This window comes from uncultured Brachyspira sp., assembly GCF_949287625.1.
GTDB lineage: Bacteria > Spirochaetota > Brachyspiria > Brachyspirales > Brachyspiraceae > Brachyspira.
The window spans coordinates 1-17,222 of record NZ_CASEGO010000023.1 but is presented as its reverse complement, the minus strand read 5'-3'; the positions used below and the strand labels follow the sequence as shown (position 1 = coordinate 17,222).

The window sequence follows — 17,222 nt, the reverse complement described above, 5'->3', positions numbered from 1 at the left end:
TTGTTATGTTATACTTAGCCTAATAATGAGATAGCAATTAAACTCACTAGCTGGCTTCAGCTCACTTTATTTGTTGTTATGCTCGAACTCGCCGAATAATTTCAAGCAAATAAATTTGCTTGAAGGCTCGTTCTCGCTTTTATTTATTGTTATATCACCTGTAGGGGTGCTCGCCTTATAGTTTCAAATAAATGAATTTACTTGAAGGCTCGTTCTTGCTTTTATTTGTTGTTATGTCACCCGTAAGGGTGCCTACTTGGTAGCCTCAGCCTGTAATAAGCTAGTGGGTAAACTTACTAACTGTCTTAGGCTAACTTTTATTTATTATTGCTATACACACATAAGATGGCTGTTCATATTATATCAATAATTTATTATCAATTTAATTAAACTCGTTTGGTTAAATTTTTATAATTATTATTTTTCTTTATCTCTGTCAGATATTATTTCTTTTATTGCTAATATATCATCAAAACCGTCTTTACAGTAAAATATTTTAGCAGTATCTCCATAAACTTTTTTGCAAGTGTTTTCAACAAAGTCTTTAGTTAAAGCCGCCCCTCCGAGTAAAATTGGTATCTTTAATCCTTTGTCTCTAATGTATGCAAGATTATCTTTCATAACTTCAGTAGATTTTACCAAAAGTCCAGACATACCTATACAGTCAGCATTATGTTCATGATACGCTTCTATAAATTTTTCTATAGATACTTTAGTACCAAGATTAACAGTTTCAAATCCGTTATTTTTTATAATGATTTCAACTAGATTTTTACCTACATCATGCACATCACCCGCCACAGTACCAAGTATTATTTTAGCAGTTTTCTCCTGCTGCTTTTTCTCTAAAAACTCCGATAAAAAGTCAACACTTTTTTTCATAACTTCCGCAGAACCCAAAACAAAAGGAAGCTGTATAGTGCCTTCTCCAAATTTTACTCCGATATCAGCCATAGTAGGAAGTAGTATTTCATCTATTATAGCCTGAGCAAATAATTTTTCGCCGCCAAACTCTTCACTGTTTTCTTTTACTTCATTAAGCAACACCTGCATATCTTTCCATTCGCCGTCAAGCATAGCGTCTCTTATTGCTTCTCTTATAGGCTTTTTTATATTTTCTTCAGTGCTTAATTCTTTCTTTTCTTTTTTGTCAGAGAAATGATTTATATAATTTATAAGAGGTTCTTTAGTATTATTTTTATTGTATATTAACTCCCTTGCTAATTCGATCTCTTTTTCATCTATTTTTGATAAAGGAAGTATCTGAGCCACATTAACAATTGCAGTAGTAAGACCATGATTAATAGCTTCGTATAAGAATACAGAGTTCATTATTTTTCTAGCTTCTTCTTTAAGTCCGAAAGATATATTAGATACTCCCAAACTAATAGAACATTCTGGATATTTTTTTGATAACTCTTTTATAGCATTAAGAGTTTGAACTCCTGCTAAAAAACTTTTTTCATCGCCGCTTGCAAGTGTGAATGTAAGAGGGTCAAATATTATATCGTGAGGAAGTATTTTGTGAACATTGACAGCACGCTCATACATTCTCTGAGCCATTTTTAATTTATCTTCGTATGTAAAAGCCATTGATTTTTCATCTATTGTAAGAAGCATAATAGAAGCTCCGTATTTTTTGGCAAGAGAACATATTGCATCAAACTTTTCTTCTCCCTGCTCCATATTAGCGGAGTTTATTATAGGTTTTCCTCCATATACTTTTAAAGCTGCTTCTATAACATTTGGTTTTATAGCATCAATAACCAAAGGCAGAGAAATTTGCTTAACATAAGCTGAAATAATTTTTGTAATGTCTTCTACTTCATCTCGTCCAGCCCAAGCAGCATTAACATCTATAGCATGACTTCCAGCTTTTACCTGTTTTATTCCTACATCAAGCATACCGTCCATATCGCCTGCAATCATAAGTTCTCTGAATATCTTACTTCCAGTAGCATTGCTTCTCTCCCCTATCATTAAAGGAGCAGGCTCTTGTTTTATACTTACAGAATTAAACAAACTTGCTATATAAGGTCTTGGTTTTTCTAATGCAGGTTTTTTGGGTTTCACTCCTTTTACTTTTTTAGCTAATGCTTCTATATGCAAAGGAGTTGTTCCGCAGCAGCCTCCTATAAATGCAAGTCCGTTCAAATTAAAAAACTCACTGTTAATATCTGCGAATTCTTCAGGAGTCATACTGTAATATGCTTTTCCATCTCTGTTTTCTGGGAGCCCCGCATTACTATGTATTGATATTGGCATGCATGATATTTCAGAAAGTCTTTTTATATGACGCATTGCTATGTCTGGACCTGTACCGCAGTTCATACCTATAGAAAATATATCCAAATTTGAAAGTATAGTATATGCCGTTTCTATATCGGTACCTAAAAGCATAGTACCTTCTTTCTCTATTGTTACAGAAACCATTATTGGTATTTCTTTGTTTAGTTTTTTTGCTGTATCATTAACTGCCAGTATAGCCGCTTTTAACTGAAGTACATCTTGAGCAGTTTCAAGAAGTATAATATCTGCTCCTCCGTCTATTAATCCTTTTGCAGCTTCAGTGTATCCATTATACATTTCATCAAAAGTAATCTGTCCGAGACTAGGAAGTTTTACACCAGGTCCTAAACTGCCTGCAATAAAAATATCTCTATTTAAATCTCCTTTAGAATTAGGATTTTTTAAATATTCTTCTCTAGCTTCATTTGCTATTAATGCAGCACTTTTAGCTAGTTCATAAGATTTATCTGCAATATCATATTCGCTTAATACCCAAGGTATTGCCCCGAAACTATTAGTCTTTGTGATATCAGCATTTGAATTTAAATAATCTATATGTATTTCTTTCATTATATATGGTGCTGTTATATTTAATATTTCATTACAGCCTTCAATATTGTTGCCGTCTATAATCCAAGATTCTTTTTTTATATCTTTTTTTTGAAGTTCTGTACCAGTAGCACCGTCTATTATTAAATACTGTTCTTTTATAAGTTCTTTTAATTTTTCTTTTATATTATTCATTACTATTTATACTCCAATCATATTTTTTACTTGTATATTCTAATTTATGAATTTAATATATAGTCTTTAATTTTAAATATTTTTTAATAAACTAACAACAAAATCATAGTTATTCATGCTCATTATATGCATTTTTTTATGTTTTTTAATCATACTGTTAAAAAGATTTGCAGATAATTCATAGGCAGTTTTTTTCTCTTCTTCAGGAGATTTATCGCTTGCATCTTTTAGTTTATTGAGCCAATCTTCAGGTATATAAGCCCCCGGAAGTTTATAATATATGAAATATGCTGTTTTGTATGTTAGAACAGGGAAAAAGCCTGGTACTAATACAGGTTTTTCTTTTAATGGAAGTTCATCTATCCATTTTAATAAAAGCTCTAATCTTTCTATTTCGTATATTGGCTGAGTAAATATTGCTTTAACTCCAGAGTTCGCCTTTTTGGCTAGTCTTACTTTTAGGCTGTCATTATTTTTGGCATAACTGTTGATAACACAAAACGGATATATATGTTTTAATGGTTCTTTAAAAGAAAACTCTCCTAAACTTTTACCATTATTCAAATTTTTGATAATATTTATTAATAATTCAGAATTACCTTCAAATACAGCTTTAGCCTGTTTTTGATTTCCATTTGCAACAGCATCTCCAGTAACTGCAAGTATCATTCTCAAATCAAAATAATTTGCACCTATCAAATCATTCTGCAATGCTATTGAGTTTTTATCTCTCATAGTTTGAGTAGTTATAAAAGGCTTTTTATTATTTAATCTTTGCTTTAATTGTAATGCAGCGAGTATTGAAGAAATTTTTAAATTAGCAAAAGGGGAATCTGTTACAACAAATGCATCTATATAATCTGATATATTTGAATTATTTATTTTTTCTTCTATGTATCCTAAATCATATTTAGCCTGTGGTGATATTTCTAATGTGAAAGTATATTCATCTTTGTTTTCTAATTTTTTTATAAAATTTTCTACATTATTATTCATATATTTATCCTAACAATTATGTTTACTTATATCGTACTAGAAAAACTAAAAAAGTCAAACAAAAAAATCATATTGAAGTTATGAAAAAAAGTTATATACTATTAATATGATTTTAAGGTGATAGTATGAATTCAAATGATGAGTATGAATTAAAAGAAACAGAAAGACAAAATAAAAAATATAAAGAATTAACAGAGTCAAATGTAGAAAGTTTGGTAATAAAAATGGGTATTCCCACAATTATTAGCATGCTTACAACTTCTTTTTATAATATGGCGGATACTTTTTTTGTAAGTAAAATAAATACACAGTCTACAGCAGCAGTTGGAATAGTTTTTTCTATGATGGCAATAATACAGGCCATAGGTTTTTTCTTCGGGCATGGTTCTGGAAACTATATATCTATCAAACTTGGAGCCAAAGAAACGGAGGAAGCATCAAAAATGGCTGTAACTGGTTTTTTGTCTGCAATGATAGTAGGGTTTATAATATTTATATTTGGTACAATTTTTATAAAGCCATTAGCAACTATTTTAGGTTCAACAGAAACTATACTTCCATATTCTATAAGCTATATGAAATATATACTTATGGGTGCTCCGTATATGACAGCCTCTTTGGTTCTTAATAATCAATTAAGACTTCAGGGTAATGCCGTATTTGCTATGATAGGTTTGGTAACAGGGGCAGTTTTAAATATAATATTAGATCCTATTTTAATATTTCATTTTTCTATGGGAGTAAAAGGTGCGGCTATAGGTACTATAATAAGTCAGTTTGCTGGGTTCTGTATACTTTTGATTGGTACTAATGTATGGTGAACTTTGCCTATAAAATTAAAAGACTTCTCCCCTAGCCTTCAAAAATATAAAGCTATAATAGTGGGAGGGCTTCCAAGCCTTTGCAGACAGAGTATATCAAGTTTTTCAACTGCTTTTTTAAATGTAGCTTCTGCCCCATTTGGTGATGCTGCAATAGCTGCTATGTCTATAGTTAATAGGGTTGCCATGTTTGCTAATTCGGCTATTATAGGTTTCGGACAAGGTTTTCAGCCAGTATGCGGATTCAATTATGGGGCTAAAAAATATGAGAGGGTTATAAAGGCGTTTTATTTTTGTGTTAAAATATCAACTTTTGTATTACTTCTGCTTTCTGTATTTATATTTATGAATTCAGCACAAATTGTACATATGTTTAATGATAAAGATGAGGCATTGCTTGAAGTGGCATACAGAGCATTACATTATCAGGCATTAAGTTTACCTTTATGGGGATTTATAACATTATCAAGTATGATGCTTCAGACAACAAGAAAAACAATAAGGGCTTCTATTTTGGCTGTAGCCAAACAAGGTATATTTTTTATACCTATAATGTATATATTTCCAAAAATATTTGGTATAACAGGTATAGAAATAGCTCAGCCTTTTTCAGATTTACTAACATTTTTACTTTCTATCCCTTTAGGACTTAGTATGATAAGAGAAATGCAGCTAGAATTAAAAAGAGAAATAAAAACTATTTGATAATTATTGTTAATAACAAGCAATATTTCAAATAAAGTTAATTTAACATAATATATTTATCAAATTAATACTTGCAGTTTTCTATTATAGGTATATAATGTAGAATATGGAAATAAAAGATTCTACAAGAAGTGCTTTAGTAAGAAAAGGTAATGAACTTTTTAATCAAAAAGATATAGAAGGTGCTTACAGATGTTATCTCACTGCCTCCTATTTCGGCGGTATAGAAAAAGTTGCTGATTATTATAATTTTGAAAAGAAAAATATAATAAAGGCTATGCAGCTCTACAAACTTATTATTAAAGAAGATTCCAATTTAGGCGGTAATGTTAGGGCTAAACAAAAACTTGATAAGTTATGCGAATCTGTAGCGAAAGTATTAAGAAAATGGCTTAAAGAAGATGAAACTTTTAATCAGGATAAGAATAAAGATAAATTGGAATTAGACAGTAAAAATACTTTTCTTCCAAGTGATTATAAAAAAAACAGCCTAGAAGATATTATGAAAGCCAAAGAACAGCTTGATAATAAGGCAAATATAGTAAATGATAAAAAAACGTCTAATCCGCTTCCTTTAAACGTTAAAAAACCTGTGTTTGAACAAATATATACAAATAAACAAAAATCAAATGATAAGAAAAATTAGGAGTTGCTATTATGGAAAAAAATGCAGTAGAAATAGAAAATGCTCTCTCTTCACTATCATCAAAGTTTTCTAAAAATGATACTTTAGTGATAATATTAGCAGCCGGACATGGTAAAAGAATAAGAAGTTCAACATCTAAAATGCTTCATACCATATGGGGAGTGCCTAGTATAGAAAGAGTTAGACTTGCCGTTAGAAATGGTATGCCTAAAAGCAATATTACCATAGTAGTAGGTATAAAAGCCTTAGATGTAGCTAATGCTGTAGGAAAACAAGCTAATACTAATTTTGCTTATCAGGAAGAACAGAGAGGTACAGGTCATGCTGTTAAGGTAGGACTTGAAAAAAGCGATTTAAAAAATATAAAATACTGTTATGTTATATATGCTGATATGGGGCTTATAGATTCTGATACTATGAAAGAGTTTCATGAGGAGTTTTTAAAGTCTAAAACTGATATGATAGTTATGACTGCTATGTATGACGGTCCTAAAGGAAGCAACTATTATGGAAGGATATTAAGAAGCAGAGGCTTAACATATGACGGTAAAAAAAGCAAATATAGACAAGGCTCTCAAGGCAATGTTATAGGTGTTATAGAGTATAAAGATATACTTGCAATGAAAGATGATGAAAAACTTTATAAAATATATAAAGATGAAAAGTTTTCTTATGAAAAAGATGAACTGTTAGATAATTTTAATGAATATGTGGCTGGTATATACGGCTTTAAAATGAAGCCTTTAGAAGAACTTATACAAAAATTAGAATCTAATAATGCTCAAAACGAACTTTATCTTACAGATTTGATAGAGATGTTTGTTAATAATAATTTATCCATTTCTACTTATATGCCTAAAGACAGCAGGGTTGTTTTAGGATTTAATGATAAAACAGTTCTTAAAGAAATGGAATCCATTGCAAGGTCAAATGTATATAATAAATTAAAAAATATAATTACGATATATGACGGAGAGGATTTCTTTATAGATGATACTGTAGTAGAACAGATACTTGAAAGAGATAAAGATGAAAAACCTCTGGATATATATATAGGAAAGGGTGCTTATATAGGAAAGAATGTTACACTCAATTATGGGGTTACTATATCACATGGTGCAAAAATAGAAGGAAATGTGCATCTTGGAGAAAATGCATACATTGGGGATAATGTTCTTTTATCTTGTTTGGAAAATCAGAGACTTATATTAGATGATAATGTGAAAATATATTCAGGCAATCAGATAAAAGGAAATGTATATATAGGTAAAAATACTACATTAGAGAGAGGTGTTAATGTTACTGGAAGCGATCATCACCCTGTTAATATAGGTTCTAATGTACTTATTAAAGGTGTTAGTTATCTTTACGGCTCTATTGTAGATGATAATGCCTATATAGAACATTGTATATTTTACTATTCTCATATAAAAGCACTTCTTGATGAAAAAGGCAATGTTATAAAATGCAGATTTATAAGACCTAAAGAAGAAGGTATTGAATCTGTAAGCAAAATAGAAGATGGCAAAAAATCTAAAAAGAAGTAGCATATTAATTGCAGCACTTTTAATTTTTTTATATGCTGTTTTGAGTGCACAATATCAAAGGGAAATAAAAAAAGATGCTCCTCCTATTACAGAGCATTATATAAGAATGAGCGGATTTGAATCGCTTTCTACTTGGTCTATTGCCTCTTTAAGAGAAGAGCCGTATATTAGTGAATTATTTGCAGATGGTTATAATAATGTACATTTTGCATATTATGATAATTTACTTAATACTGCTGTATATGTTACTGGAAAGGAAGGTAATTTTTCAAGAACTATACTAGATAATAATAGAGAATTGGGCAGTTTAATAAGCATTGCAACAAATAATAGTCATATACATGTTTCATATAATAAATCAAACAAAATATTATATGCCAATGATAACTCAGGTACATTCAATAATTATTTTATGGATTTGAGGCAAAATAGAAAAATTCTTGATTTAAAATTAGTTATGTCAGCTTTCAATTATCCTACATTGTTTTTTGTTGATAATAGAGGAACTTTATCCGTATCAAGATTCTATAGAGATAATTTCTTTTCAGACTTTATTTATACAAATAAAATAATTGATAGTGTTTATCCAGCTGCTGAAAAAGACGGATACGCACTTTATATGCATGAATATGATACTGGAAATATATTCTATGGTTCAAGAAAGACAAATACGGCATTTAGATTTTTTGACAGCAGAGCTATAGTAACTAATTCTTCAATTTATTCTGTAAATCATGAAGAACATAACAGATTTCATATAGTATATCTTTCAAAGGATAATAAAAGAAATATAAACTATACTAGATTCTATGACGGTACTTTTACTAATTTTACTATATTGTCAGAAGATGCAGATATAATGTCGTTAGACTGTGCATTAGATTATGCAGCACAGATAATGGTTTTATATACAAAGGAAGATGGAAATAAATATTTGTTTATTGACGGAAGAATAATAGATTTATCAGTTTTGGGTACAAGCAGCGGGAATGTCAGGTTAATAGCAGCACAATACCCTTATTATTATTTACTTTACTACAATAATATATTTGATGAATTAAGAATTACAAAGCTAAATATAAGTGATATTGAAAAATTGAAATAAGCCGATAATTGATTTGACATTTTTTTATTTTAAATGTTTATAAAAATAACTATAAAATAGGATTTTTTATGAGTGATGAACAACCAAAAGTATCGTTTATAGAGAAAAACCCAAGAACTTGCCCAGTATGTAATGGAGAGTTCTATCATGAAATGCTCCTTACAGGCGGCGGCAGACTCATAGCTGGAAAATTAAGAAATGATTTAAGAAGAACTTATGAAAAAAGTAAAAAATATGGTACTGTTTACCCTTTAATATATGTAGTTGTAGTTTGTCCTAATTGTTTATATGCATCTTTTCAGGAAGATTTTAATTTAATAGATAATAAGAAAAAAGATGAAGCTCTTGAAACCTCAAAACAAAGAGAAAAATACATGAAAGAGTTTTTTGGAAATGATGTGGATTTTAAAAGAAACAGAACACTTATAGAAGGAGCTGCTAGTTATTTTCTAGCCATAGACGGATATCATTATCATGGAAAAGATACAGCACCTACTCTTAAAAAGGCATTATGTTCTTTAAGGCTCAGTTGGACTTTGGAAGATTTAGCCAATGTATACCCTAATGAAAATTATGACAGATTGATACCATTTTTTCAGTATAAAGCAAGCGAATTCTATTCAGCTGCAATAGAATGTATGCAAAACGGTAAAGAAAATTTTGAAAAGTTAAAGTCATTCGGTCCTGATATAGATAATAATTTCGGATATGAGGGAATGCTTTATATGGGAGCATTGCTTGGAATGGATGCTGCTAAATTTATACCAGACCCTAAAGTAAAAGCTGAAACACTTGTTCAGGCTAAAAGAAAAATAAGTAAAATATTTGGTTCCGGCAAAAGCAGTAAATCAAAACCTTCCGCTTTACTTGAGAAAATTAAAGAACTTCATGTTGCTATCACTGATGAATTAAATGAACTTCATGAACAATATGGTATAGATGTAAGTTAATGAAAAAATTGAATGTGTATTTATTAAAAGAGTTCCTGTCTTTTTTCTTTGGTTCTTTACTATTGTTTGTTGTTTTGGTTACAATAGCTGAATTGAGTGGTAAATTATCATATTATGTTCAGCATCCTGAATTATTAAAATATATAGTTATGTACCATTCATTAAGGATTCCTCATAATATATATTATATATTTCCAGTAGCATTAATGTTTTCTTCTACATATGTACTTGGAACTTTTGTAAAAAATAAAGAAATGCTTGCTATAGAAAACTCTGGTATTAGTTTATTTAAATTTTCAATGCCGATGTTTTCCATAGTTATATTATTATGTCTTATTCTAGTGATTTTCTGGCAATTAGTGGCCGCACCTTCAAATAAGAAAGCTTTTATAGCAAATGATACTATAAATGGTTTTGGGCAAGCAACTAAAAGCGGACCTTGGCAGCTTTTTGGTGGAGATAATTACTTGTATTTTATAAATACGTATTTTTATCAAGAACAATATATGACTAACACTATTGTATTAAAAATGAATGATGACGGCGGAATAAAATTCAGAATATCAAGCCCTTATATACAATGGGATAAAGATAAGAGAAAATGGTATGTAAAAAATGGAATATTAACAACTTTTTCTGATAATAAAGAAATAAATGTTCAGGAAATAAATGATTATCCTTTAGATGTTTTGGAACGTCCTGAACATTTTTATGGGAGACCGCTTTTAGACTCTATGAGTTTAACTGAAGAAGCACGTATTATAAAATTACAAAAGGAAGTAAATATGAATACTTCCAGATTAGAAACTGATTTGCATTATAGAATATCATATTGTTTTTCTGGGTTTATTATTGTTTTATTAGCTTCTTTATTTTCAAAATTTTCTACACAAAGTGTACTAGTTATAAGTTTGGTAATGGTTATAGTAGTTGCTTTAATGTATTATTCTATCCTTATGATATTTAGATCTATGGGCGAAGCTGGAAATATGAATCCTTTTATTGCTGCTTGGATGCCTAATATTATATTTGCAATACTTTGTATATTGGCATTTAAGAAATTCCATTAATATATTTATATTAATTTCTCCATTATAATAGCATCAAATTGATTATTATAGTATTTTTTTCTTACAGCTATTTTTTTAAATCCATTTTTTATATAGAAGTTTTTAGCTGTTATATTATTTTCATGCAAATCTAGTTTGATGTTATTTACATTATTAGCCTTTGCATCATCAAATAGATATGATAATAATTTTCTGCCATATCCTTTATTATTTGGGTAAACTGCTATAAATATTATATCTATTTCTGGGGAAAGCAAAAAATAAATTAAAAAACCTTTTATTTCATCATCATCTTTAATAATTATAACATTATGATATTTATCTTCTATATAGTGTTTTAAATTATTTTCTGATAAACTGATATATTCACTTTTTGAAGATATAAAAAGAATTGAATTAATTATATTGTTATCAATATTGTTTACAGATACTATATTTTCCATAAATTGATTTTTACAATTTTTACAGTTAAAAAAATGAATAAGAAATATAATTTTATACTCTTATTCATTTTTATAAATTTATATTATAGTTTAGAGTTTATTTCATTGAATAATTCTTCTTTTTTTGCTTTTACATATTCAACTATATCTTCTGCTTTTACTTCAACGCTTTCAGATGAACTTCTAAGTTTAAACTCAACTACTCCCTTCTGAAGAGATTTCTTACCAACCATTATTCTCATAGGAATACCTATTAAATCGCAGTCATTAAGTTTAACTCCAAGTCTTTCTTTTCTGTCATCGAACATAGTTTCAACTTTTAAAGCATTAAGAGCATTGTAAATCTCTTCTGCCTTTTTAAATGATTCTTCTCCCTCTTTATCAATAGCCACAACTATAGCCTCATAAGGAGCAACACTTATAGGAAATATTATACCCTTATCATCATAATTTTGTTCTATAACAGAAGCCAAAGCCCTATTAACACCTATTCCATAACAGCCCATTATAGGAGTTGTTTCTTTATTATTTTCATCTAATACTTTAAAATTGAAAGCCTCAGTATATTTATCACCAAGTTTAAAAATATGTCCTAACTCTAAACCTTTTTTCTGATATAAAGTCTCTCCGCACTCAGGACATTTATCTCCTTCTTTTGCAGTTCTAAAATCGCCCCATACATCAATATTAAAATCTCTTTGTATATTAACATTTTTTATATGAGTATCATCTTTATTGCCTCCAACTATAGCATCGGCAACAGATTTTATAGAGTTATCAGCAAATATTCTTATTTTCTTTTTTAATCCTATAGGAGAAGCAAAGCCAACTCTAGCTCCTGTAACTTCTTTTACAGTATCCTCATCGGCAAGTTCTATATCAAGTCCGCCTAATGCATTAGATAGTTTAGTTTCATTAATTTCTAAATCTCCTCTAATAGCTACTAGTATAACTTCACCCTCTTCTGTTTTATAAATTATACTTTTAATAAAATTTTTTGAAGAAGTATTAAAAAATTTTTCCAAGTCATTTATAGTTTTTATATCTGGAGTATTTACTTCTTCTAATGGTTTATCAGTGTAAGATTTAGCTTCATCATCTTTTTTAACATTAGCTTTTTCTACATTTGCTCTGTAGTCGCATTTAGAACAGAAAATTATAGTCTCCTCACCTACTTCGCTTAATACCATAAACTCTTCGCTTCCTTCTCCTCCCATAGCACCGCTGTCTGCTTTTACGCTTACAGTATCAAGCCCCATTCTTTTAAAAATCTTAGTGTAGGCTCTGCTCATATCATTGTAAGTTTTATCGAGACATTCTTTGGTTATATGAAATGAATAAGCATCTTTCATTGTAAACTCTTTAGAGCGTATAACCCCAAATCTTGGTCTTATTTCATCTCTGAATTTTGTATGTATTTGATATAAGGTTAAAGGCAAATCTTTGTATGATTGTATCTCATTCTGAGCTGTTATAGTAAAAGCCTCTTCATGAGTAGGTCCCATAGCCATATCAACATTATTTCTGTCTTTTAATCTAAATAATTCTTTTTTAAATCTTTCCCATCTTCCAGAAGGCGTTAATAATTCTTTAGAAACTAGTATGGGCATTATGCATTCATTAGAACCTATAGCGTCCATTTCTTCTCGTATGATATTAGATATTTTACTTAATATTCTCACACCCAATGGCAGATAAGAGTAAAGTCCGTTTGATATTTTTCTAGCAAGTGCTGCTCTAAGCATTAATTTATTAGAAGCTATTATTGCATCACTTGGTGCTTCTTTTAATGTAGGCATAAATAGTTTCGATAAACGCATAATATTTCCTTAAAATATTTTTTAATAATGATATATTATAAAATTAAAATTATCAACTATAAATAATGCTTTTAGTTATTTACTTACTTATTTAGTCATAGAATCTATTATCCATCTGGTTTCTTTTCTTATTTCACTGTCCATATTGATAATATTATCTATATTCAATGGTATATTTATTTTTCTTTCACATACCTTTGAAACAATATCAAATATATCAGTAAAACTAATTCTTCTCTCCAAAAATGAATAAACACATATCTCGTTTGCAGCATTAAGTACGCATGGATAGAGTCCGCCTTTTTTACCGCATTCATAAGCTAGTTTTAGCATAACAAATTTATCAAAATCCATTTTATAAAAATTAATCTCGCTATGTTCGTATAATTTTAACTTTTCAAATGGAGTATTTCTTATTTCTGGATAGGTAAGTGCATGCTGTATAGGAAGACACATATCATTTTTGCCTATTTGAGCATATATTTCCCCGTCAACAAACTCTGCCATAGAATGTATTAAACTCTGCGGGTGAATAATAGTTTCTATCTTATCATAATCCAAATTAAATAAATGATGTGCCTCTATTACTTCAAAGCCCTTATTCATCATAGTGGCACTGTCTATAGTAATTTTACTTCCCATTGACCAAGTTGGGTGCTTTAATGCCATCTCTACAGTAACATTTTTTAACTCTTCTCTAGGAGTTCTGAAAAAAGGACCTCCTGAAGCTGTTATTATTACTTTTGATAATGCATCTTTACCAAAATGATTTAATATTTGAAATATAGCAGAATGCTCACTGTCTATTGGTATTAATTTGGCATTATGCTGTTTTAATAGTTCATTTATAATATCTCCGCCTACTACCAAAGTCTCTTTATTTGCCAAAGCAATAGTTTTTCCTTTTCTTATTGCCTCTACTGTAGGAAGAAATCCTGCATATCCAGTTAAAGCATTTACTAATATATCAAAGTCTGTATGTTTTACAAAATCAGCAATACTTCCTTCAAAAATCTTTATATTTTCTGCACAGTCATAATCTTTAAAAATGTTTGCAGCACTTTTATCTGATATATTTACAGTTTTTGGCTTAAACTCAGTACATAAAGTTCTAAGAATATCTATTTTACTATTTGCAGACATTCCCACTATTTCAAAATCATTACTAAATTTTCTAACAACCGTACAAGTATTAGTACCTATAGAGCCAGTAGCTCCTAACAAAAGAATTCTTTTTTTCATTTTACAACTCTATTAAAAAATTATATTATTAGTAATTAAATAATAGGCTTATTTTGAAATTATTTCAATATAAAATAAACATTATAAAAATAAAGATTTATACTAGATTTAAAAGCTATGTATTATTTTATACATTTTATATAAAAATATTTTTATATAAAAAATTATAGAATATCCGATAATCTTTTAGAACAAGTATAACTAAACATAATTATTGCAATTTATCATTAATTATATATAATACTTATTCAAATTAATTAAAAATTATAGAAAATGGATTATTATTAGATGTCAAATAAAAAGTTTAATTTAAGAATTTTAACTATAGCTTCATGGGTATTATTATTTTTTGCTTGGATTTTCTTTTATGCAGTAACTCAAAGACCTACCACTGTTTTTTGGATTGTACTTGCAGTATCTGCTGTTATAACTATAATTACATTAATAGTAGACAGAAAATATATAGTATCTTTCTTAAAGATGCGTTTTGTGCATAAAGCTTTTTTTGGAATATTATCTTTAGTTATAGTTTTGGCAATATTAGTAGGACTTTATATTATAAGTATAAACTTCCCTATAAGATTTGATATGACTCAGAATAAATCATACACAGTATCTCAGCAAACTACTGATGTATTATCCAGAATAGACAGTCCGCTTTCTATAGTTGTACTTAGAGCTCCAAGTACAGACCCTACTTCACCAGACTGGAGGGCTGATTTATTACTTGAACAATATAAAAGAATTAATAAACATATAACTGTTGAATATATTAACCCTATAGAAAAACCTTCAGCTAAAAGTAAATATCAAATGACTCAGGTTGGAGAAATAGTATTTACTTACGGACAAAGCAAACAAGTAAGAGTATATAGAAAAGATTTAACTACTCAGTCAAAAGTTACTTCAGATCCTCTATTTGTAGGAGAAGAAAAATTTACTCAGGCAATATATACATTACTTGATAATGAATCTTATGTTATATACTTCACTGTAGGACATGGAGAAAGACAAATACAGGACAGAGGCGGAGAAGGTTTATCTTATGTAAAAACTTATTTGGAAAATGAAAATTATAAAGTAAGAGAATTAAATATTATACTTGAAAATATACCTACAGATGCTGCTCTAATAGTTATAGCTGCTCCTGTTGAAACATTCAGCGATTTTGAAATAGAAAAATTAAATAACTATGTAAAAACCGGCGGTAAATTATTAGTATTATATGACAGTTTTATGGACAGAAGTAAATTTAACAGCAATTTGGGTAATTTCCTATCAGATTGGGGATTTAAAACTAAAAATGACTATATAATAGATACGGCTTCAAGTGTTGTTATACCAGTTAATATAGTGCCTCAATACACTTCGCACCCTATAACTCAGACACTTAAAGAAGGAAATGTATTTGCCTGCTTAGTTGTAGCAAGAAGTATATTAAGCGGAGAAAATAAATATAACGGCAGCTTTGAAAACATAATTACAACTACACCTCAAGGCTACGGAAAAGAAGAGGCCACATTTGATTTATCAAGAGCAAGATTCAATCCAAGAACAGATATACCAGGTCCTGTGCCTTTGGCTATAAGCGGTACTTATGAAATAGAAGGCAGAAAAGAACCTGCAAGAATAGTTGTATTTGGCGATGCAACATTTGCCTTGAATGCATATATTAATCCAGAGCAAGGTCAGTCTGTAGATATAGCTTTTGCTGGTAATAAAGACTTATTTATGAATAGTGTTGCTTATCTATTAGAAGCAAGACAAAAAATTACTATAAGACCTAAAGAAGCAAGCATAAAAAATCTTACTCTTACTACTACTCAAACTAACTTTATAAGATATGTTGCTCAAATAGGTTTGCCTTGTTTATTTGGTATACTTGGTATATTGATATGGTTCTTAAGAAGAAGATAAAATTTTTTGTTAGATAAAAAAAATATAAAGGTAAATTAAAGTTAATATAATATGAACATAATAAAAACATTATACAAAAAATATTCATATTATATTAACTATGCATTATTAGTATTTATAAACGGTATTGCAAGCGTATTAAATTATATATCTTCAATTTATATTAACAGAAGTTTATCAATATCAGATTTTGCTCATTATAACGGTATAATAAATATATATTCTATAATAGTTTTAACAGTTTCTAGTTTTAGTTATTATATAATGCATCATTATAAAGATGATGAGGATGCCCGTACTTATTGGGCTTACGGATATATTATTGCTATTGTGATATCTATTCTTTATATAGTGTCAATACCTTTAATAGATATACTTTTTAATATAAAAAGCTATACTTCTCTTCTTATAATGTCTGTTGGAATATTCGTTACTATTTTGGGAATAGTTTCACAGTCTATACTAAAAATCAATAATTATATAGCGTATGACTATACAGCAAGTCTTATAGCAATATTTATATCAAAAATACTTTTACTAGCCTATTTTATTATAACAGGGCTTACTTTAGAAAGAGCCATTATTACTGTAACATTATTTTGTTTATTATATTTTATTATTAATATAATAGAATTAAAAAAACTTAATCTCCCCTACTTCATACCATTAAATAAAATAAAAATATATTTCTCAAAACAAAACCTATATATATTTTTAAGTTATATAATTCATATTGTTATTGTAAACTTTATATTCAATTGGATATCATTAAGCGATGTACTCATGGCAAACAGATATTTGGATAAAACAAGTGCAGGGTATTACTCTACTATATCATTAATAATAAAAATGTTTTTTTATATAGGCACTCCAATAGCTTCAGTAATGTTTTCTTATATACTAATAGCCAAAAAGGATAATAACAAG

12 protein-coding genes and 1 pseudogene are annotated in these 17,222 nt (G+C 28.8%); 8 read left to right on the top strand and 5 right to left on the bottom strand.

All coding sequences use genetic code 11. From position 1 onward, the window contains the following. Nucleotides 1–417: 417 nt before the first annotated feature. Entirely contained in the window at nucleotides 418–3,033 is a 2,616-nt protein-coding gene (locus Q1X91_RS05665; protein ID WP_300754276.1) for a homocysteine S-methyltransferase family protein, read from the bottom strand. 72 nt (nucleotides 3,034–3,105) lie between these two features. Next, nucleotides 3,106–4,029, bottom strand: a complete 924-nt coding sequence (locus Q1X91_RS05660) for a methylenetetrahydrofolate reductase (RefSeq protein ID WP_300754273.1) — start codon at nucleotides 4,027–4,029, stop codon at nucleotides 3,106–3,108. A 125-nt stretch (nucleotides 4,030–4,154) separates the two neighbouring features. On the opposite strand from Q1X91_RS05660, the pseudogene Q1X91_RS05655 reads away from it, so the two are divergent. The 6 genes and pseudogenes from Q1X91_RS05655 to Q1X91_RS05630 all read left to right on the top strand — a co-directional run bounded on the left by Q1X91_RS05655 (nucleotide 4,155) and on the right by Q1X91_RS05630 (nucleotide 10,873). Beyond that, nucleotides 4,155–5,555: pseudogene (locus Q1X91_RS05655) on the top strand (MATE family efflux transporter). A gap of 106 nt (nucleotides 5,556–5,661) precedes the next feature. Beyond that, nucleotides 5,662–6,201: a hypothetical protein gene (locus tag Q1X91_RS05650; RefSeq protein ID WP_300754271.1), complete on the top strand. Its 540-nt coding sequence runs from the start codon at nucleotides 5,662–5,664 to the stop codon at nucleotides 6,199–6,201. A gap of 11 nt (nucleotides 6,202–6,212) precedes the next feature. After that, the gene (locus tag Q1X91_RS05645) at nucleotides 6,213–7,748 is read left to right on the top strand and encodes an NTP transferase domain-containing protein (protein ID WP_300754267.1); all 1,536 of its coding nucleotides are present in this window, start codon (nucleotides 6,213–6,215) and stop codon (nucleotides 7,746–7,748) included. Further along, on the top strand, nucleotides 7,723–8,853 hold the full coding sequence (locus tag Q1X91_RS05640) for a hypothetical protein (RefSeq protein WP_300754264.1): 1,131 nt from the start codon (nucleotides 7,723–7,725) through the stop codon (nucleotides 8,851–8,853). The genes Q1X91_RS05645 and Q1X91_RS05640 overlap by 26 nt, the downstream gene beginning before the upstream one ends. 68 nt (nucleotides 8,854–8,921) lie before the next feature. Further along, the gene (locus Q1X91_RS05635) at nucleotides 8,922–9,803 is read left to right on the top strand and encodes a DUF2225 domain-containing protein (RefSeq protein ID WP_300754261.1); all 882 of its coding nucleotides are present in this window, start codon (nucleotides 8,922–8,924) and stop codon (nucleotides 9,801–9,803) included. Beyond that, nucleotides 9,803–10,873 carry an LptF/LptG family permease gene (locus Q1X91_RS05630; RefSeq protein ID WP_300754258.1) on the top strand — a complete coding sequence of 357 codons (1,071 nt, stop codon included), beginning with the start codon at nucleotides 9,803–9,805 and terminating at the stop codon, nucleotides 10,871–10,873. The genes Q1X91_RS05635 and Q1X91_RS05630 overlap by 1 nt, the downstream gene beginning before the upstream one ends. 5 nt (nucleotides 10,874–10,878) lie before the next feature. Here Q1X91_RS05630 and Q1X91_RS05625 read toward each other — a convergent pair whose 3' ends face one another. The 3 genes from Q1X91_RS05625 to dxr all read right to left on the bottom strand — a co-directional run bounded on the left by Q1X91_RS05625 (nucleotide 10,879) and on the right by dxr (nucleotide 14,378). Then, entirely contained in the window at nucleotides 10,879–11,316 is a 438-nt protein-coding gene (locus Q1X91_RS05625) for a GNAT family N-acetyltransferase (protein ID WP_300754255.1), read from the bottom strand. Between the two features lie 83 nt (nucleotides 11,317–11,399). Beyond that, nucleotides 11,400–13,136 (bottom strand): proline--tRNA ligase, encoded by a 1,737-nt coding sequence (locus Q1X91_RS05620; protein ID WP_300754252.1) that lies wholly within the window; start codon nucleotides 13,134–13,136, stop codon nucleotides 11,400–11,402. A gap of 87 nt (nucleotides 13,137–13,223) precedes the next feature. Continuing rightward, nucleotides 13,224–14,378, bottom strand: a complete 1,155-nt coding sequence (gene dxr / locus Q1X91_RS05615) for a 1-deoxy-D-xylulose-5-phosphate reductoisomerase (protein WP_300754249.1) — start codon at nucleotides 14,376–14,378, stop codon at nucleotides 13,224–13,226. Nucleotides 14,379–14,666: 288 nt separating this feature from the next. Between dxr and Q1X91_RS05610 the strand changes: the two genes are divergently transcribed. Both Q1X91_RS05610 and Q1X91_RS05605 read left to right on the top strand, forming a co-directional pair. Continuing rightward, nucleotides 14,667–16,295: a GldG family protein gene (locus Q1X91_RS05610; protein ID WP_300754246.1), complete on the top strand. Its 1,629-nt coding sequence runs from the start codon at nucleotides 14,667–14,669 to the stop codon at nucleotides 16,293–16,295. 51 nt (nucleotides 16,296–16,346) lie between these two features. Next, nucleotides 16,347–17,222 (top strand): NADH-quinone oxidoreductase subunit L (locus tag Q1X91_RS05605; RefSeq protein ID WP_300754243.1); only part of this gene is annotated, 876 nt, incomplete at its 3' end.